At 49.9% G+C, this 18,386-nt stretch carries 13 protein-coding genes and 2 tRNA genes; 8 read left to right on the top strand and 7 right to left on the bottom strand.

All coding sequences use genetic code 11. The annotated features are described in order from the left end of the window. The first annotated feature begins 121 nt into the window (after positions 1-121). From BMZ51_RS01080 to BMZ51_RS01090, 3 genes are all read left to right on the top strand, one after another. A tRNA-Gln gene (locus BMZ51_RS01080) sits at positions 122-195 on the top strand. 55 nt (positions 196-250) lie between these two features. Then, positions 251-324: transfer RNA gene (locus BMZ51_RS01085), tRNA-Gln, on the top strand. Positions 325-443: 119 nt separating this feature from the next. Beyond that, positions 444-1,172 carry an SDR family NAD(P)-dependent oxidoreductase gene (locus BMZ51_RS01090; protein WP_068007206.1) on the top strand — a complete coding sequence of 243 codons (729 nt, stop codon included), beginning with the start codon at positions 444-446 and terminating at the stop codon, positions 1,170-1,172. Between the two features lie 13 nt (positions 1,173-1,185). On the opposite strand, the gene BMZ51_RS01095 is transcribed toward BMZ51_RS01090, so the two are convergent. Continuing rightward, complete coding sequence (locus BMZ51_RS01095) at positions 1,186-2,205, bottom strand: DUF2817 domain-containing protein (RefSeq protein WP_074881674.1); 1,020 nt, start codon at positions 2,203-2,205, stop codon at positions 1,186-1,188. A gap of 217 nt (positions 2,206-2,422) precedes the next feature. Between BMZ51_RS01095 and BMZ51_RS01100 the strand changes: the two genes are divergently transcribed. Further along, on the top strand, positions 2,423-3,379 hold the full coding sequence (locus tag BMZ51_RS01100) for a nucleoside hydrolase (RefSeq protein ID WP_068007204.1): 957 nt from the start codon (positions 2,423-2,425) through the stop codon (positions 3,377-3,379). Positions 3,380-3,630: 251 nt separating this feature from the next. After that, positions 3,631-3,978, top strand: coding sequence for a hypothetical protein (locus BMZ51_RS01105; RefSeq protein ID WP_068007201.1), 348 nt, complete (start codon positions 3,631-3,633; stop codon positions 3,976-3,978). A 5-nt stretch (positions 3,979-3,983) separates the two neighbouring features. Here BMZ51_RS01105 and BMZ51_RS01110 read toward each other — a convergent pair whose 3' ends face one another. The 4 genes from BMZ51_RS01110 to puuE all read right to left on the bottom strand — a co-directional run bounded on the left by BMZ51_RS01110 (position 3,984) and on the right by puuE (position 10,798). Further along, a complete protein-coding gene (locus BMZ51_RS01110) occupies positions 3,984-7,142 on the bottom strand; it encodes an efflux RND transporter permease subunit (RefSeq protein ID WP_068007195.1) in 3,159 nt (1,052 codons plus the stop codon). 23 nt (positions 7,143-7,165) lie between these two features. Next, a complete protein-coding gene (locus tag BMZ51_RS01115; RefSeq protein WP_068007194.1) occupies positions 7,166-8,545 on the bottom strand; it encodes an efflux RND transporter periplasmic adaptor subunit in 1,380 nt (459 codons plus the stop codon). A gap of 304 nt (positions 8,546-8,849) precedes the next feature. Then, on the bottom strand, positions 8,850-9,584 hold the full coding sequence (locus BMZ51_RS01120; RefSeq protein WP_244271393.1) for a L,D-transpeptidase: 735 nt from the start codon (positions 9,582-9,584) through the stop codon (positions 8,850-8,852). A 311-nt stretch (positions 9,585-9,895) separates the two neighbouring features. After that, entirely contained in the window at positions 9,896-10,798 is a 903-nt protein-coding gene (gene puuE / locus BMZ51_RS01125) for an allantoinase PuuE (protein ID WP_068007192.1), read from the bottom strand. Between the two features lie 411 nt (positions 10,799-11,209). Between puuE and BMZ51_RS01130 the strand changes: the two genes are divergently transcribed. The 3 genes from BMZ51_RS01130 to BMZ51_RS01140 are packed head-to-tail and all read left to right on the top strand — an operon-like array spanning position 11,210 to position 16,390. Continuing rightward, the gene (locus BMZ51_RS01130) at positions 11,210-11,758 is read left to right on the top strand and encodes a PadR family transcriptional regulator (protein WP_068007190.1); all 549 of its coding nucleotides are present in this window, start codon (positions 11,210-11,212) and stop codon (positions 11,756-11,758) included. 25 nt (positions 11,759-11,783) lie between these two features. Then, on the top strand, positions 11,784-12,887 hold the full coding sequence (locus BMZ51_RS01135) for an efflux RND transporter periplasmic adaptor subunit (RefSeq protein WP_068007187.1): 1,104 nt from the start codon (positions 11,784-11,786) through the stop codon (positions 12,885-12,887). After that, positions 12,884-16,390, top strand: coding sequence for an efflux RND transporter permease subunit (locus BMZ51_RS01140; RefSeq protein ID WP_068007184.1), 3,507 nt, complete (start codon positions 12,884-12,886; stop codon positions 16,388-16,390). The genes BMZ51_RS01135 and BMZ51_RS01140 overlap by 4 nt, the downstream gene beginning before the upstream one ends. 234 nt (positions 16,391-16,624) lie before the next feature. Here the strand turns inward: BMZ51_RS01140 and pssA are convergent, their stop codons facing one another. Together pssA and BMZ51_RS01150 are read right to left on the bottom strand one after the other, a co-directional pair. After that, positions 16,625-17,572: a CDP-diacylglycerol--serine O-phosphatidyltransferase gene (gene pssA / locus BMZ51_RS01145; protein ID WP_068007183.1), complete on the bottom strand. Its 948-nt coding sequence runs from the start codon at positions 17,570-17,572 to the stop codon at positions 16,625-16,627. 11 nt (positions 17,573-17,583) lie between these two features. Next, positions 17,584-18,285 carry a phosphatidylserine decarboxylase gene (locus BMZ51_RS01150; RefSeq protein WP_068007181.1) on the bottom strand — a complete coding sequence of 234 codons (702 nt, stop codon included), beginning with the start codon at positions 18,283-18,285 and terminating at the stop codon, positions 17,584-17,586. Positions 18,286-18,386: the final 101 nt, after the last annotated feature.

Here is an 18,386-nt window from a genome sequence, read left to right on the forward strand (position 1 = left end):
TGTTAAAACTCATGAGAACCAAGTTGACAAGGTATGACACGGCCACTAAAAGCCCTTTCACCGACGAATTGAACACTTGTTTCGCTTCGTTGAGTAGCAGTAGCTGACGTGCTGTTGTTGCTGGGGATTAGTTTAATGGTAGAACAGCGGACTCTGACTCCGTCGGTCCTGGTTCGAGTCCAGGATCCCCAGCCAATTACGCACGATTTTTCGTTAGTGCCTTGCAGGGAACATCACCCTCCTGTTCTGCTGGGGATTAGTTTAATGGTAGAACAGCGGACTCTGACTCCGTCGGTCCTGGTTCGAGTCCAGGATCCCCAGCCATTAACTTCAAAAACTTCCTAAATACAGTAAGAGCATACGCTCTCATATTCCGCTAATTGACGGCGTGGCGCAGCTTTTGAACACTTCCTTTGCTTTTCACATGCGCAAAGGAATACTTGATGGCTTTTCCCCCGAAACGGATCGCTGTATTTGGTGCAAGCGGCGCATTGGGCGCGGCCTTTACTAAGGCCTGTTTAGATCGGTACGAAAGCGCTACGGTGTTTTGCTTCGCTCGCTCCCTAGAGCGGATTCCGGCTTACAAGCGAACGCAACATTACAGCCTTGGTCTAGAAGACAATCTGATGCAAACGAGCGCGGGTGCGATCAAAGCGCAAGGTGGCCTTGATATAATTTTTGTAGCAACGGGCCAACTTCATAGCCCAACCACCCAACCTGAAAAAACTATTCGCTTCTTATCAGCAACGGCTATGGAAGAAACGTTTTTAGCCAACTCGATTTTGCCTGCCCTTATTATGAAGCATTACTTGCCGCTTTTGCCGAGACATAACAAAGGGGTATTTGCAGCAATATCAGCACGCGTTGGCAGCATTTCCGACAACTTCCTCGGTGGTTGGTATTCCTACCGCGCCTCAAAAGCAGCGCTGAATATGCTGATCCGCTGCGCTGCCATTGAAATGCAACGCACGCACGAAAAGTCTGTCGTAATCGGCCTCCACCCGGGAACTGTCGACAGCGCACTCTCCAAGCCGTTTCAACGTAACATTCCAGAGCAACAACTCCTCACGCCCTCTAAGTCGGCAGTGATGATGCTGGATATCATAGAGTCTTGCAATCAATCTCAAAGCGGCAAATGCTTTGCCTATGACCGAACTGAGATCAGCCCTTAATTGAGCGATAAACTCAATTTTTTAAGACATACTTTTCGAAGACATCTCGACTTTGGACAAGCAGCGCCTCACACCATTGCGGAGTATTTACAAAGAGTGCGTCCTTCAGCTCCTGCCGGATTTGCTGTGCAACCTCCGGATCAACTGAGCTCTGATTACGCTTTAACCAGTTATCGCGGCGATGTGCGTCCAAAACCTGCTCAAACGGGATCGTCCCAAACTCCAGTATCAACTTGGTTGGTGGCTGCTCAAGATCCAGAATATCGATGGTATCGCACATATAACCGCCGATCAGCCCCCATTCAGCACCTTCGGATGGGCTTGCGCTCAAATCCATAACTTCGCAGAAGCCACAGGGGCCAAAGCCCGTATGCAGGTCGATAATCATTGCCTGCTTGGCTCCGTGCCCGTAACGCGCAATGACCTGTTGTAGCGTTCGCGTCGACCAAGAGGTTTTATCGCCCCCGTAAAAAAGCCCCATCGGCACTGTGTATTGGCCTTTGAGTACTTTTTGTGTCAGCGCGCTTGCTCCGTTTTTGTCGGTATAAGCTTTAATTGCTGCATTTGCTTTGTCCCAACCATCCGCTTCGATGTCGAGTGCACAGATAGCTGAGTGCAATTCCTCATAGTCTGGATTTTGCGGCAGCTTTTCTCCGAATACTATTGAGTTCCGATTATTGTCGACGTTGTTTTCGTCAGTTCTTGTAAAAATTGCGCAGCCCGCCGGGTTCACGGCATGGACCCAAACCAATTTGGTGTCAGCCGGGACCTCGCACATGTAGCGTTGCATCAAATCCAACTGGATACCAGATCCTGCAGTGAGTTCGGTACCGTGGACACCCGAAGTCACGAAGATGACCCGTTCGCAGTTTGCCCCACCCTGCGTGGCGACTGTCATATGAACGGGCCCATCCGGACTCTTAAAGGTCGGGTGAGGAATGATCTCCACGTCATACTCGAGCTGTCTAGCAAGCTCTATAAAACGCTGCTGAGCCTCGAAGTAGTCCTCAGAAAAAATTGGATATGCAGGCATGATCTATTTTTCAAACACTCGCATGAAACTGTGATATATCGGATATTAAATTACACAAGTAATTGACCTAGCATGAATAATCTAGTCTGCTGTCCTTAAAACTACTTCCTCCAGCAACAAGCACCTGCTCGTAAATAACTAAGATGGTGCACCTTCCTATCATGCTGCCGCTGCGCGCCCATAGAGTTAGCAGCGATCGATCTTCCGGGAGCAAAAAATGAAAAAAAAGCTGATACTCGATGTGGACACCGGTACGGATGATGCAGTTGCCATCATGCTGGCCGCCTTGCATGAAGACTTGGATCTGGTTGGTGTCACGACCGTTAACGGTAACGCTGAGCTGCACTATTGCACAGATAATTCGTTGCGCGTGCTCGACTTTATCGGCAAAGGGTCAATCCCGGTTTATGCAGGGTGCGTCAAGCCAATTGTTCGAAGTGATTTCCCAATTCCACGCACTAAAAACGACCTTACTGAAAAAATCCACGGTAAACACCTGCCCTTGCCGGAAACAAAACTGCAAGCACAGCAGCAACATGCCGTTGAATACCTCGTTGAAACGTATCGCAGTACAACAGACCCAATCTCGCTGGTTCCAGTCGCCCCACTCACAAACATCGCTGCTGCATTGGCTATTGAGCCAAAGCTAGTGAACCTTATTCCCGAAGTTGTGATCATGGGCGGTGGGCACGATGTTGGCAATGTCACCCCAGCTGCTGAGTTCAACATTTGGGCCGACCCTGAAGCAGCCTACACTGTGTTTAATGCTGGATTTGAAAAGCTCACGATGGTCCCACTGGATGCCACACACAAGGCGCTGGTAACCGCAAGCCAATGCATACAATTTGGTGAGCTTGGGACGCCAGCAGGGCAAGCCATGGCAGCTTGCACCGGCCACCGCATCGGCATTCACGACAAGATCCAAAGGATGGATATTGAGCACAGCGCACCCGTCCATGATGCACTATGTATTGCGCACCTTATTCAACCGGAGGTGATTACACTGGAAGAACACCCGGTGGACATTGAAACGCATGGAGAGCTGTCTGTTGGGCGCACGATCATTGATAAAAATCGCCGAGGCTTAAAGCCGGTAAATTGTAAAGTTGCATTTGACGCAGACGCGGCCTTGTTCGTCGAGATTATGATGAAGACATTTGCCAAAATCGCCTAACCCCAAATGTATCGATCACTTTGAAAGTAGTTTTTGTATTCATTAAATACTCAAACTGCTTTCAGTAGTTGGCTCGCCACTCTCTCTACCAACCCAACTTTGTGACACTGAGAATCTGGATCAGCAATCGTGATTAATGAAGACAGTTTCCGAAGTGCCTTGCATCCAATTTTACTCTTTGAATTTGACGAGAAATCAGATTTTCTTGCTATGATATCTGCAGTGCGTTTCAAGGGTTAGATTGGGAATAAATGCTTCACTCCACTGTGAATCAATTATTTGAGCAGCTGGTCACCTGCGAGCAGTTCCTCGATAGCTGCGGAGAGCTAATGTGGCGCGATAAGCTGCGCGAAGCACTTATTGTTGATGCCGCTGGAAACGAGGCTCTGGATCTGGATTTACTGCTCTCCTACTTCTCCCAGGGAGAAGCCTTTTTTGAGCTGGAGCTCTCTAGTGACCTCGGACACCGCGTGAGCGAAACGACGGAGACGGGAGCGAACTCCCATCTTGTTACCCTGCGTCTTGACATCTACTATCTTGCACAGAGATGCCGAGATGAAAGCAATCAAAGCATCGTCATCATCTCGTCTTCTCTGTAACAGAACTATTCGGCAGGCGCGTTGGTCACATCGAGTGCTTCATCCAGCTCTTTGTTTAACTTCTCTTCGCTCGCCTTATTAGGTGTCGTGAAGCGCATGAGCAGCAAGTAAGCAGCGGGTGTAACGAACAAGGTGGAGAGCGTAGCAAACCCCAGTCCGCCGACAACCACCCAGCCCATTTCTATACGTGCTTCCGCACCTGCGCCAAACGCAAGCACAAGTGGAACGCCGCCCAATACTGTTGAAACAACTGTCATCACAACGGGACGGAAGCGGATGAGGCATGCGTCATGTATCGCATCAAACACTGACCGCCCTTCCTCGCGCAAAGTATTTGCAAACTCGACAATAAGGATTCCGTTTTTGGCCATCAAGCCAACCAGCAAGATGATCCCGATTTGAGAATACACATTAATTGAGCCACCAGTTAAGCCGATGGATATGATTGCTGCTGAAATACCAAAAGGTACAGTACACAATATAACCAAAGCGCTCATAAAACTCTCAAACTGAGCTGCAAGCACGAGAAACACGACAAGTATTGCAAACAAGAACGTCATGTAGACATTAGAAGTGGTTTGCTCCAGAACAGCAGCCTCACTCATCAGCGTCACACTGCTTCCCTCAGGGAGCACTTGTGCTGCAATTTCCTTCATATCATCAATGGCCTGCGCCAAGTCGTAACCATCGTTAATCGCGATCGTAACCGGAACAGCACGTTGCTGCGCTTCACGGGTCAGGCTTGGAGCAACGGCTTCTTCCTTGATGGACACAATGGAGGACATCGGTAACATCGTCCCATCTTTACTCTTGATGAAGATGTTCTCCAGATCACGCGTGGAGCGCATTGGGAGCCCACCCGCTTCCATCACCATCGGGATCCCGTTGTCTTCAACGAAAAGGTCAGCCACAGAAGACCCATCCAGCAGCATACGCAGGTTCGATGCAATTCTATCTGATGAAAGACCTAGATCCTTAGCCCGTTCCCGGTCAACGCTAACAAGCAATTGGGGCTGAGTTGTTTCATAGGATACAGACGCAAAGCCAACCTTATCGCCATGACGTGCTTGCATCTCTGCAACGATATCGTCAGCACTCTTGGCTAGGTCATCGTAGTTGGCACCCGTCACCGCAAAGCGAAGCCCCTGCCCAGCGCCGCGAATGCCAAGGGTATTGGGCTGTGCGATACGGACCCTCAGACCCGGTATCTTTGAAGTTTTGCGTTGCAGTTCATTCACGATTTCCTGTTGGGTGCGATCTCGCTCTGCCCAATCTTTAAGTGACATAACAAGAAAACCACGATTGATCTGCCCGCCTAGCCCAACAAGGCTCATAACGCTTCGGGCTTCCCCATTGTCGACATAGGGCTGTGCAATACTCTCAAGCTCGTTCATCTTGCCAGCAGTATAGGCCAAACTTGCCCCCTGCGGCGTCGAAGAGATCAGAAAGATTACCGACCTATCCTCAGTCGGTGTGAGTTGGCGCGGAAGTGAAGTGTACTGCGAGGCCCCCCATACAACGAAGAGGGTTGCGACACCGAGCATTACAAACGGGCGACGCAAAGTCCAATCCAGGATCTTGGAATATGATAGCTCTATGAACGTACCTATCCGGGAGATAACCTTCCACAGCGCTGAAGGCTTGTGGGTGTCCTCATAGTTTTTGGTACGCAACAAGCGCGAGGCCATCATTGGTGCAAGTGTCAGTGCGACAAAAGACGACAACATGACACTTATGGCGAGAACAAATCCAAACTCTGAAAATAGCTTGCCTACACTACCGGGCAAGAACGAGATGGGTATAAAAACCGCTGCCAAGGTTGCTGTGGTCGTGATAACCGCAAAGAACACTTCGCGTGTCCCTAAGATAGCAGCTGCTCTTGGTCCCTGCCCTTGATGCACACGCTTGGAGATATTCTCCAAAACGACGATAGCATCATCAACCACCATACCAGTGGCAAGCAGCAAAGCCAAAAGAGTTAGAACATTTGCTGAGAACCCAGCAAGCCAGACCCCAACCAATGCACCTATCAGGGCAACAGGCACTGTTACTGCAGGTATCAGCGTGATGCGAATAGAACCAAGGAAGAGCAGCATCACACCAATAATTATGCTTATTGAGAGTGCGAGCGAGAACAAAACTTCCTTAATTGCCCCACCAATAAAAGTGGCATCATCGCTGCTGACATTAACTTTCACTCCTTGCGGAAGCTGATCTTTCATATTCTCAATTTCAGCGCGAATGTTATTCGATATATCAATTGTATTGGAGTTTGCGGAGCGGATTACCCCCATGCCGACAGCACGTCGACCATTGTAAAAGGCGCCGGAAGATGCCCTCGCAGGCCCGTAACTTACAAACGCGATATCGCGGATTCTTGTAAATTCATCCAACTTGACCATGCCAATCTGCTCAGCTGTCTTCACGTCAGAGTTTGCTCGTACGAAAAGCTCCTGGTCGCCGGTTTCCAGTGACCCACCCGAAGTGTCTAAGGCGAGCTCTTCCAGAACGCTGCGCAAGTCATCAGGCGTCAAACCACGTGAAGACATGGCTTGAACATCGATGGCAATTTTGAAGACTGGCGTTTGAGAACCGTAAACATCGACACTGGCAACTCCAGCCACTGAGGTAATGCGATCCACAATCTCGTCATCGACAAATTCGCTCAATTCCTCGATCCGCATCTTGTCAGATGTTACCACCAAACGCATAACAGGATCAGCATCAGCGTCTGCTTTGACAACCACAGGGGTATCTGCATCTTCTGGCAGGTTGCGAACAGCCCCACTAACCGCATCACGAATGTCATTTGCAGCTTCGCTGACATCCACCCCGTCACTGAACTCAACTGTTATGCGACTGCGGCCATATCTGGAGCTTGAGGAAACAGATTCGATGCCAGCCGTTCGGGAAATCGCTTTTTCCAAAACACTGGTAATTTCCGCATCTGCCACTTCAGGAGGTGCGCCTGAGTATGTGGTTGTCACCGTTACAACCGGCCTGTCAACATTGGGCATCTCACGCACTTCAATACCCAGCAAGGCTGCGATACCGGCAACAATGATTAAAAGGTTCAAAGTGATAGAAAGGATCGGGCGACGCACACAAAGGGCATAGAGCCCTTTTAGATGGCTTTCCCGAGTCGTTTTTTTGTCGGTCGTCATAAAAACACCCTCAAATTGATCGATCAGGAACTGGATTGACTGATTTCGTCGCTAAGATCACCTGAGCGCGGGCTTGAGCTGTCGGCGGGCGCACCTTGGTTGCTCCGACCCGCGTCTGTCGGGCGCAGGTTTCCTTGGCCACGACCATCGCCTTGACGCGTTCCGATTGCCCTACTTCCTGGCATTTGTGTTTCGCTTACAAGCGGAGCTTGTGCGTCCTCAGAAGGACTCAGCGAAAAGCCAGGCTCAGCTTCAACTGTTATTCTTGATCCTGGTCGCAAATCCCTTGTGGTTTCCGTAATTACAATGTCGCCAGGCTCAACGTCCCCACCTATCAAAATACGATCAGCGCTTCGCTCAATGACAGTTACATCGGCGCGTTGCGCTGTATTGCCTTTTGCAAGCCAAATATGAGGGCCTGTACGGTCCCACTTAAGAGCGACTGAGGGAACGGAAGGCCACTCATCCCCTTCAAGCTGGACCCGCGCATCAAACGCGATGCCAGAGCGGAGCAGGTCATCCGGGTTTTCTACGGTTGCCTGAACTTTTAGGGTACGAGAGTCAGAATTTACCCGATTTTCAAGAGCGGTGAGATGACCGCTAAAAACATGCCCCGGCATTGCTTCTGTTCTAAGCTCAACCTCATCGCCTCGCTTCACCTTGTTGGCAAAGCGCTCGGGCACGACAAACTCGACCAGAATACTTGATCGGTCATCCAGGCCAGATATCCGAGAGGATTGTGTAACATAGTCCCCGATCTCGACATCAATGATGCCTAAAATTCCATCAAAGGGAGCTTTGACCTGCCTACGTTCTAAATCGATAGTGGCTTTGTCCAAATCCAAGCGGGCCTGATTTGTTGCAAGAAGCGCGTTTTGCATCTGTACAGTCGAAATCGTCTGGGAGCTCATCAGCTTTTCATAGCGCGCAACTTGCGCCTCAGCATCTTTGAGGGCAAATTTAGCGCGCTCTACAGCTAATCTTTCCTCCGCATCATCAAGACGCAAAAGGATATCTCCTATCGACACATCAGTTCCAGGTTTGAATGGCAGTTCCAGAATTCTACCCGAGCTTTCAGGGTAGAGATCTGTCATTTTCACAGCACGGCCTGTTCCAATTGCCCTAACGAACGTGTCCGTCACACCTGTTGCAATTGAACGGCCACGAACAATGATCTCCTGGTTGCGGGCCCCTCTGCCGCCAGCACCACGCCCGCGTTGTTGTCCGCTGCCAGCTCCTTGAACAGCAACTTCAGAAGCACCAGACTGCCAGAGCGTTAAGCCAATTGAATCAAGAAATGGAACCGGTTTTGAAAAGATAACAGGTTTACCGATGTATAATCCGGCCACGCCAATCGCAAGGGCAATCAGACCAACTTTTAAAGTCTGCATAGAATGGGACATCAACACCCAACTCCTACCTAAATCTACATTACTTAAGGCTATGCAGGCTCAACAGCGACGAAAAGAGCCTCTTGGCGTTTCAAGAATGCTTTAAAAACACAATAGTTGATATTGTTTTACATTGCTTTTGTAAGACATGTGCATTTTGACGCTTGTAAAAACGTAATGAGATTATCAGAATTAGGGTTTTGCTACATTTCGTTACAAATTCGTTCCGTACTCTAGTGGTTTTGGGCGCAGAAATACAAAAGGCCTGACGAGAGCATCAGGCCAATCTGTAATTTTTACTTAGAAAAAAAAGACACTATACGTTGTGAGCTTCCACAGGGTTACCTGCGGGCCTAACAACAACTGGCGAACCATTGGGCACCCGATTGTAAAGGTCAATCACATCTTGGTTCAGAAGACGGATACAACCACTTGAGACATTTTTGCCAATAGACCAATGTTCATTGGTGCCATGAAGGCGGTACAATGTATCGTTTCCATTTTGGAACAAATACAAGGCTCGTGCACCCAGAGGGTTTTCTATGCCAGGCGCCATACCGCGCCGGAAACTTTCAAGTTCAGGTTGGCGCGCAATCATTTCAGCTGGCGGCGTCCATGTAGGCCACTGTCGTTTGTACTGTATCACGGCTGACCCGTTCCAGCCGAAACCGGACCGACCAACACCAACACCATACCGAACTGCGGTGCCGTCTCCCCTGACGAGATATAAAAAGCGATTGGCCGGATCGACAACAATTGTGCCACCTGCTTCTGGGCCTGTGTAACTCACAACCTGACGAAGATATCTTCCATCACTAATCTCATTCAGATTGACCGCAGGGACAGGGTAGTCTTCATTCGGCAGTGGGCCATAAAGAGCTTGATAGTAAGGGTCTTGCCGTAAATCGGAGACAACCTTGCGCTGTGGGGTTCCGGTCGTTTGGCATCCAGCCAGTGCCACGGCTGCGGTTCCGATTATAAAACTACGCCGGGACAAACTACTTTTTCCGCAATGCATCGCCTTCTGGGCTGTGGCACTTAAAAAGCTCATGGTCACCCTATTGTTATTCCTTAGTAAGATTGCCGGTAGGATGCATAGGCACACTGCACAGCCGATTTGCGTTTCTAACTTGTCTCTATCAATATCTAATTGAGGAGAACAGGTGGTCACGACAATTTGAACCTACTAATTATTTACTATGTGGTTTCAAAGGGCGCCCCTGTGAGGGACTAGGCGAGAGGTCTGGCTTACAGGTGGCTGGATTGCGGCTAGTTCATGAAGAACGAGGCTTATCTACAGATATTGAAAAACCTCTCCCGATGATCGCGAGAGAGGTTCAAAAATTAAATTATTAAATGGTCTTAGGGCTTATGGTGTTCATGCCAGTGGCGTGCAATATCGATACGACGCGGCACCCAAACGTCCTGTTTTTGCGAAATATAGTCGATGAAACGAGCAAGTCCTGCTGTCCGTCCTGGCCGCCCGGCCAAACGACAGTGCAAACCAACGGACATCATTTTGGGAGATCCCTCTTCACCTTCTGCATAAAGTGTGTCGAAGCTATCTTTTAGGTAGGTAAAGAATTGGTCACCGCAGTTGAAGCCCTGCGCTGTTGCAAAACGCATATCATTTGCATCCAATGTGTAAGGGATGATCAAATGCTCTCCCTTAGGCCCTTCAACCCAGTACGGCAGGTCATCTGCATAGCTATCAGAGCTATAAAGGAAGCCCCCCTCTTCCATGACCAAAGGCAGAGTGTTTACTGAAGTTCTTCCAGTATACCAGCCATAGGGGCGCTCTCCGGTGGCCATCTCATGGAACTTGATGGCCTGCTCGAGGTGCCAGCGCTCTTCCTCGACTGAAAAATCCTTATACTCAATCCATTTCAGTCCATGAGAGGCAATTTCCCAGTTTGCCTCCTGCATCGCCTTTACAGCATCTGGGTTTTTCTCCAGTGCAGTCGCGACACCATAACAAGTTACGGGCAGTTCATACTTTTGGAACAAGCGCCATAAGCGCCAGAACCCAGCACGCGAGCCAAACTCATAAAACGATTCCATATTCATATGGCGTTGGTTAAGCCATGTTTGAGCGCCAATGATTTCTGAAAGGAAGGCTTCTGAACCAGCATCCCCATGAAGGATATTGTTTTCGCCACCTTCTTCATAATTCAGCACAAACTGAACCGCAATTTTTGCATCGCCAGGCCATTTTGGATCTGGTGTGTGCCTACCATATCCAATCATATCGCGTGCATATTCCATTAAGAAACACCCTTTTGAAGTTGTTAGCCACTATTCACATTAAAACAGGAAGAGAAGACAAGTGATTTATGCAGAAATCCCATCAAAACCCATTTTAAGTCACAGTGAAATTTGGCCGGCCTGCAATCACAGGCTCAACAATATTGTAAAATATTCACTAAATTTAAGGGGTAACCATTGAAATTCTGGGTAATGCAAATATCTCATCAGGTATGTAACGGTCAGGGAAACCTGTTGCATTTCTACATTTGACAGTTCCTAGAGTTTTAAGTTAATAAGTTCATATATCGAGTAAATATATATCGAACGTGATTAAACTTTTGCTCTGATAAGATTTTCAGCTTCCAGTTAAGTTATTTACAGGACTCGTTTTGAGTTCTTTCCGCAACTCTATGAGCTTTATGGTGTGAAATGAGCACACGAAAGTTTTGTCTTGCCATATTATCCAGTGCGGATGCGACTGGGTATGAAATCCGTAAGACAGCACAGATGGGGCACTTCAGTCATTTCATCGAAGCCAGCTACGGGTCAATTTACCCCTCGCTTGCCAAGATGGAACAGGAAGGCCTTGTAACTTGGCGGGAAGAAACCTCTTCGGGGAAACCGTCTCGGAAGATCTATTCAATCACGCAGGTTGGTCGCGAGGCTTTTGTAAAAGAGCTATCAGAGACCGCCCTTGATGATCTTTTCCGGTCCCCTTTCCTCCTTCTTGCACTTTATTGCAGGTGGGTTGGTAGCGAATTCCTTTCCAACGAAATTGACCGCCGCGTTGCGCACCTTGAACTCAAGATTAGCGGGATGAAACACCAGCTTGAACTCTCAAGCGACCCCGCAGCTTCCTGGACACTGGAATACGGAATATCCACATTGAGTGCTTCCCTTGAGTACTTAAAAACAAACCGAAGCAAGCTTGAGCAGATCGCCGACGAGCGCGTCCCTCAAACTCAAGCTGCTGAATAATCGCCTAAATTTGGCGGAGAGAAAAATGGCAATTCGATTTTCACATGTTCTGGCCTTGGGTCTTACAGCAGGAATTGGTATTTGGATGGCGACCGGCACGACTGTCGTGATGGGCCAGGCAACTGACGAAAACTCGACTCCGCCGCCAGCAGAAAGAATGAAAGCCAAGCTCTCTCTTCCTTTTGCTGTCAAAGTGGAAACGATTAACGCAACTCTTCGAACTCCGTTTTTGGAAATGCGGGGGCGAACCCAAGCAGACACCCGTGTTGAAGTGCACTCTGAGACTTCCGGCATCGTTAACAAACGCCCTGTGAGCGAAGGTATGTTTGTGCATAAAGGTGACTTGCTATGCTCTTTGGACCGCGGAGCTAGAGAAGCGCGCGTTCTTCAGGCCAACGCGGCACTCGCCCAAGCCAATATCGACTACAAAGCTGCCAATGAGCTCAACAACAAAGGCTTTTCGGCTGCAAATCGTGTGGTAGCACTTAAAGCCTCACGTGACTCAGCCAGCGCTTTACTACAGGAGGCAGAGCTGGAGCTGGAGCGCACTGACATTCGTGCGCCAATTGACGGGATTATCGAAAGCCCCTTAACCGAAATGGGCGCGATGCTCGGCGTTGGCAAAGTTTGCGCGACAATCATGGCACCTGATCCTATGCTTGCAATTGGCGCGGTCTCTGAAAGTAACATTCAGGCTGTTAAGATCGGACAGGCTGCAAACGTCAGTCTAGTCACAGGCCAGTCGGTTCAAGGTAAGGTCAGCTACATTGCAAGTTCGGCGGACCCTGACACCCGCACTTTTCGTGTAGAGGTTGAACTGCCTAATCCAGACTTTTCTTTAAAAGACGGGGTGACAACCAGAACCTTGCTGCAACTGGCTGAGGAGAAGGCTCATTTCGTTTCCCCTGGTATTCTTACATTAGCAGACAACGGCAACATTGGTTTGCGCGGTGTCGATGAGGACAACAAAGTTGTCTTTTATCCAGTGGAATTAATCGGTGGCGACACGCAAGGGGTCTGGCTTAAAGGGCTCCCGGATGAAGTGACTGTAATTACAGTTGGTCAGGACTTCGTCAAAGACGGCCGTACCGTTAACCCTGTTTCTGAAGCTGCGGGGGGCTTACAATGATTTCCATGCTGGAAGGGGTGCTCCATCGCCCCAAAACAGTTTTTGTGTTGATGCTGTTCATGGTGGTTGCGGGGATAATGTCCTACATCGCAATCCCCAAGGAAGCGGCTCCTGATATTGATGTTCCTTTCTTTTATGTCTCTATCGGCCAGTCCGGTATTTCTCCTGAAGACGGGGCCCGGTTGATCGGTCAGCCTATGGAGACCGAACTGCGCGGTCTTGAAGGGCTGAAGGAGATCACCACTATTGCCGCTGAAAGTCATGTGGGGATCTTGCTCGAGTTCGACATCGGTGTCGATAAAGACAAATCTCTGGTGGACGTTCGCGAGAAAGTTGATACGGCGAAAAGCAAGATCCCAGCGGACGCCAATGAGCCGACTGTCAGTACGCACAACATGGCTTTACAGCCGACTATGACCATCGCTCTTTCCGGTGATGTTCCTTCGCGCACGCTGTACCGTCTTGCAGACCGTCTGAAAGATAAGATTGAGGCTATTGCCTCGGTCAAAGAGGTTGAACTCACCGGTCAGCGCGATGAGCAGCTGGAAGTGATTATCGATACGCTCAAGATGGAAAGCTATTCCATTAGTCAAAATGAGCTGATCAATGCTCTTCAGATGAACAACCAGCTGATTGCTGCGGGTTTCATTGACGGGGGTGCAGGACGCTTCAACATCAAGGTGCCGGGTCTGATCCTTGATGCGGATGACGTTTATTCATTGCCGGTGAAACAATCCGGTGAAGGTGTTGTCACGCTTGGCGATATCGCCTCAATCAAACGGACCTTCAAGGATGCAAGCACCTTTACGCTTGTGAATGGTCAGCCTGCTGTTTCTCTGGATGTGGTCAAGCGTATTGGCGAGAACATCATTGAGAACAACGCGGCTGTGCGCGCTGTTGTTGCGGAGGTCACCAAGGATCTGCCGTCAACGGTGACTATCAGCTATATGCTGGATGTGTCCGACAATATTTTTAAGGTTTTGAGTTCGCTTGAATCGTCCATCATGACCGCAATCTTCCTAGTGATGATTGTTGTGGTGGCAGCACTTGGTTTACGCTCCGCTGTTCTTGTTGGACTTGCCATTCCAACCAGCTTCATGCTGGGCTTTTTGACACTGACAACCATTGGCATGACCGTGAACAACATGGTGATGTTCGGCCTTGTGCTAACCGTTGGTATGCTGGTTGACGGCGCCATTGTGATGGTGGAGTACGCGGACCGTAAGGCAGCTGAAGGTATGCCTGCACGGGATGCTTACATCCGTGCTGCCAAGCTGATGTTCTGGCCGATTGTCTCGTCCACTGCCACGACACTGGCAGCCTTCCTGCCGATGTTGCTGTGGCCGGGTGTGATTGGCGAATTCATGAGCTATCTCCCGATCATGGTGATTATCATTTTGTCCGGCTCCTTGCTGACTGCCATGGTATTCCTACCTGTAACCGGTGGTATTCTGGCCTATGTGTTTGCTTTTATCGGCAAGTATGGTGAGTACATCCTGAGCGGCCTTGTCGCTCTGATCAGTGCCATTATCGTAGTGACGTTGCCGCCCGTTAGGTCTGTTTGGGGCGGGATGCATTTGCTACTTATGATCCCGACCATTCTTGTCATTGGTGTGCCAATCTTCGTTGCGGTATTCCTACCAGCTCTCAAGCTGTTCAAACCCATTCTCAAGTATTCCCGCGCTCGCGTTGAACGTCGAAAAACGGCAGAGCTGGAAGCGGCAAAGGTCTTTTCCGGGCATGGTCCGTTTGACACCTCAAAGCTGTCGGGCATTACGGGGATTTACATCGGCGTACTGGAGGTTCTGGTTCGCAAGTGGTGGGCAGGCGTTGCTGCCATGATCACTCTGATGGTCCTCTGTGGTGGTATCCTCTATACCTTCATGGGTAATAATGCAGGAACAGAGCTGTTCGTTGATGAAGAGCCTGAGCAAGGCCGTTTCTACGTGTCTGCTCGTGGCAACATGTCGGCCCGCGAGGCTCTTACGCTTGTTAAACAGGTCGACAAGGTCATTCTTGCGGAACCGGGCGTCAAAAATGTTGTGACCAGAGCCTTCCCAGTGGGTATTCGCGGTGGCAGTGGCAACAATGCGCCAGCTGATCTGATTGGATCTATCGACATTGAGTTTGTTGACTTTTGTTGCCGTCGATCGGCGAGAGAGATCTTCAACAGCATTCGCGAAAAGACCTCGCTGCTTCCAGGCATCAAAGTTGAAGCCCGAAAGGTGGAAGGTGGGCCGCCAACTGGTAAAGACATCCAGCTGCAGATCACCTCAAACGACTATGATGCAGCCGTTGCAGCCTCTAGCCGCATTCGTGCCTACCTCGATACTGTTGACGGGTTGCGCGATCAGGAAGACAGCCGTCCGTTGCCCGGTATTGACTGGGAGCTGACCATCAACCGCGATAAGGCGGCGCGTTATAAAGCCGATATTGCAGCTGTTGGTGCCATGGTTCAGTTGGTGACCAATGGTGTGTTGATTGGTGACTATCGTCCATCCGATTCTGAAGATGAAGTGGACATCCGGGTTCGCCTTCCTGTGGGTGAGCGCACGCTGGATAAGTTCGATGAGCTGCGCCTGCGTACGCCGCTTGGTCAGATCCCGCTTTCCAACTTTGTGGAGCGCACACCAAAGCAGAAAGTGTCCTCTATGACACGCCGGAACGGTCTGTTCTCGATTGATATCAAGGCGGGCGTGAACAAAGACAAATATCTGATCACAGAGAAGGAAACGGAGATTCAGGCTTGGCTTGACTCTCAGGCATGGCCTGACGGTGTGTTCTACAAGTTCCGCGGCTCCAACGAGGAGCAGCAGAATACACAATCGTTCCTGTTAAAGGCGATGATTGGTGCCCTCTTCCTGATGTTCATCATTCTGCTGACCCAGTTCAACAGCTTCTATCAGACCTTCCTGACGCTCTCGACCGTGGTAATGAGCATGTTCGGCGTGGTGCTGGGGATGCTGGTGACGGGACAGAAGTTCTCGGTCATCATGACAGGTACGGGCATTGTGGCGCTGGCGGGTATTGTAGTGAATAACGCGATTGTTCTTATCGACACTTACAACCGCTTTCGTGACGATGGGCAGAGCCCGGTGGATGCGGCGCTGCGCACAAGTGCACAGCGTGTGCGTCCGGTGATGCTCACCACGGTCACCACGATCGCAGGCCTGATTCCGATGGCCACACAGCGCAGCTTCGACTTTGCCAATCGGGTCACGACGTTTGGCAGCGTCACCGGAAGCTGGTGGGTCCAGCTTTCGACTGCGGTCATCTCGGGTCTGGCATTCGCTACCATTCTTACGCTGGTGATGATCCCGATTACTCTGGTGTTGCCAATGCACATCCAAAGCTTCTTGAGCTGGCTTAACGCTCGTATCCAGGCCCGGCAAGCCAGCAACTATGCGGTTGCAAACGTAATCGCCAGTACGGCCGCACCGGACTTAGAAGACGACAAAAGTGTGCCAGCGCACATCAAGCGCGTGCCTGAAGCAGCTGAGTGAGCTCAACTAGGTTGAAACAAAAAAGGCTGCTGCGGCAGCCTTTTTTTTACTCACTTAAAATATTCATTGCCGGCCCAGAGACAGGAACACTTATGAGAGACTTGCTGAACACAGGGAGATACTGAAACTCAGAAAATCGTTCCAGTTTGTTTCTTAAAGACCGCACAAAACCAAAGAACAGACGTGGTTTGACAATCTCAGTTGAGGCCAAACCACGCGAATACGTTTTGAACTCTAGCCTTTGCGTTCATCATCGCTCGGGTCGCGGTCAGGGACACCAGCTTTCGCGATATCCTCCAGGCTCACTTTTAATGAGGAGTGGCCTTCGGAAACGCTTTCCTCTTCGATTTCAGGTGTATCCTCATCAACAGGCGTCTGAGGATCAGTCGCAACAAGAGCATGGCGTTTGTAGGAGCGCCATGCAAACGGGATCGAACCGAGGTAACCAAGGCTGATAACAGTCAGACACTCAAAGGGGTAGCTGGCACCCAGTGCAATCACACCAACAGCGACTACAAACAGTGGTAGAACCCATTCACGGCGTATCTGAATACCTATTTGCTTGCCGGAAAATGTTGGAAGCTGGCTGACCATCAGTAAGCCGACGAACATAGTGTACAATGCGATAGGCAGTGCAAGCTCATTCCAGTGAGGGACACCCAAACGCTCAACATAGATTGGCAGCAGGACAGCCAAGGCACCAGCTGGCGCAGGTACACCGGTAAAGAACTTGTTCGCCCATTTGGGCTTATTGGGGTCATCCAGAGCAACGTTAAAGCGCGCTAATCGCAACGCCATACAGATGGAAAACAGCAGTGCTGCGATCCAACCGAGGGAACCGGCATCTTCAAGTATCCAAGCGTAAAGGATAATTCCAGGTGCGACACCAAAATTAACGAAGTCGGCGAGCGAATCCAGCTCGGCTCCAAATTTTGTCGTTCCCTTCAGCATGCGCGCGACGCGGCCATCGAGCGCGTCCAAAATTGCAGCAAGCAAGATGGCAGCAATGGCCAATTGCCACCGATCTTCCATCGCCATTCGAATGGCTGTTAAGCCCGAACACAACGCCAACAAGGTGACAACATTTGGTAAAACTATGCGAAGGGGAATGCGCTTGCGTGCAGCCCCTTTGCCATCTGCTGATTGACCTCCCGGCTCGTAGGGAGGAAATGGATTTGACACGCTATACTACCTTAGGAAACGCGGGCAACGATATCGCCTGCTTCTTCATCTTTCAGATTTGCCAGAACACTCTCGCCAGCAATCATAGTCTGGCCCAAAGCAACTTTGGGCTTTGTTCCTTGAGGCAGGTAAACATCAAGACGAGACCCAAAACGGATCAAACCGAAGCGATCACCTGCAGAAATGTTTTCGCCTTCTTTTACGAAGCACACAATACGGCGTGCTACGAGACCAGCGATTTGTACAACGCCAATACGCGCATTGTCGTTCTCAATGATGAGACCATTGCGCTCGTTGTGTTCACTGGCCTTATCCAGCTCCGCATTTACGAACTTACCTGCTTTATATGCAACACGAACGATCCGTCCAGCAATTGGCGCTCGATTTACGTGACAATTAAAGACATTCATAAAGATACAGATGCGCATTAGCGGCTGATCGCCAAGATCCAGTTCGCGCGGCGGAACCGCTGAGCCCATCAAACAGACGGTTCCATCTGCTGGGGACACGACGAGCCCTTCTACGACCGGAGTAACTCGCGGTGGATCACGGAAGAAATAACACACCCACCCAGTTAGGATGAGGCCTATCCAAAATAGCGGAGACCAGATCCACCCCAAGACAATGGTGAGAACGGCTGCAATAGCAATAAACGGGTAGCCTTCTTTGTGAATAGGAACCAGAGTCTTAGAAATGCTGTCCGCCAACGACATCTTTAACACCTTTGCTAGTTGAGGGGTTCATCTATTGAACCCCTCAGACGTTAAGTTTCTGCTCATAGAGCAACTCAGAGAGTTCTGTGCAAGCAACTCTA

The sequence above is a fragment of the Pseudovibrio axinellae genome, from assembly GCF_900110875.1.
GTDB classification, from domain to species: Bacteria; Pseudomonadota; Alphaproteobacteria; order Rhizobiales; family Stappiaceae; genus Pseudovibrio; species Pseudovibrio axinellae.

Excerpts from the sequence above, each read along its gene's own strand:
- BMZ51_RS01120 (WP_244271393.1), bottom strand. The coding sequence starts at position 9,584 with ATGAGCTTTTTAAGTGCCACAGCCCAGAAGGCGATGCATTGCGGAAAA.
- BMZ51_RS01135 (WP_068007187.1), top strand. The coding sequence starts at position 11,784 with ATGGCAATTCGATTTTCACATGTTCTGGCCTTGGGTCTTACAGCAGGA.
- puuE (WP_068007192.1), bottom strand. The coding sequence starts at position 10,798 with ATGGAATATGCACGCGATATGATTGGATATGGTAGGCACACACCAGAT.
- BMZ51_RS01130 (WP_068007190.1), top strand. The coding sequence starts at position 11,210 with ATGAGCACACGAAAGTTTTGTCTTGCCATATTATCCAGTGCGGATGCG.
- BMZ51_RS01090 (WP_068007206.1), top strand. The coding sequence starts at position 444 with ATGGCTTTTCCCCCGAAACGGATCGCTGTATTTGGTGCAAGCGGCGCA.
- BMZ51_RS01150 (WP_068007181.1), bottom strand. The coding sequence starts at position 18,285 with ATGTCGTTGGCGGACAGCATTTCTAAGACTCTGGTTCCTATTCACAAA.
- BMZ51_RS01110 (WP_068007195.1), bottom strand. The coding sequence starts at position 7,142 with ATGACGACCGACAAAAAAACGACTCGGGAAAGCCATCTAAAAGGGCTC.
- BMZ51_RS01105 (WP_068007201.1), top strand. The coding sequence starts at position 3,631 with ATGCTTCACTCCACTGTGAATCAATTATTTGAGCAGCTGGTCACCTGC.
- BMZ51_RS01100 (WP_068007204.1), top strand. The coding sequence starts at position 2,423 with ATGAAAAAAAAGCTGATACTCGATGTGGACACCGGTACGGATGATGCA.
- BMZ51_RS01095 (WP_074881674.1), bottom strand. The coding sequence starts at position 2,205 with ATGCCTGCATATCCAATTTTTTCTGAGGACTACTTCGAGGCTCAGCAG.
- BMZ51_RS01115 (WP_068007194.1), bottom strand. The coding sequence starts at position 8,545 with ATGTCCCATTCTATGCAGACTTTAAAAGTTGGTCTGATTGCCCTTGCG.
- BMZ51_RS01140 (WP_068007184.1), top strand. The coding sequence starts at position 12,884 with ATGATTTCCATGCTGGAAGGGGTGCTCCATCGCCCCAAAACAGTTTTT.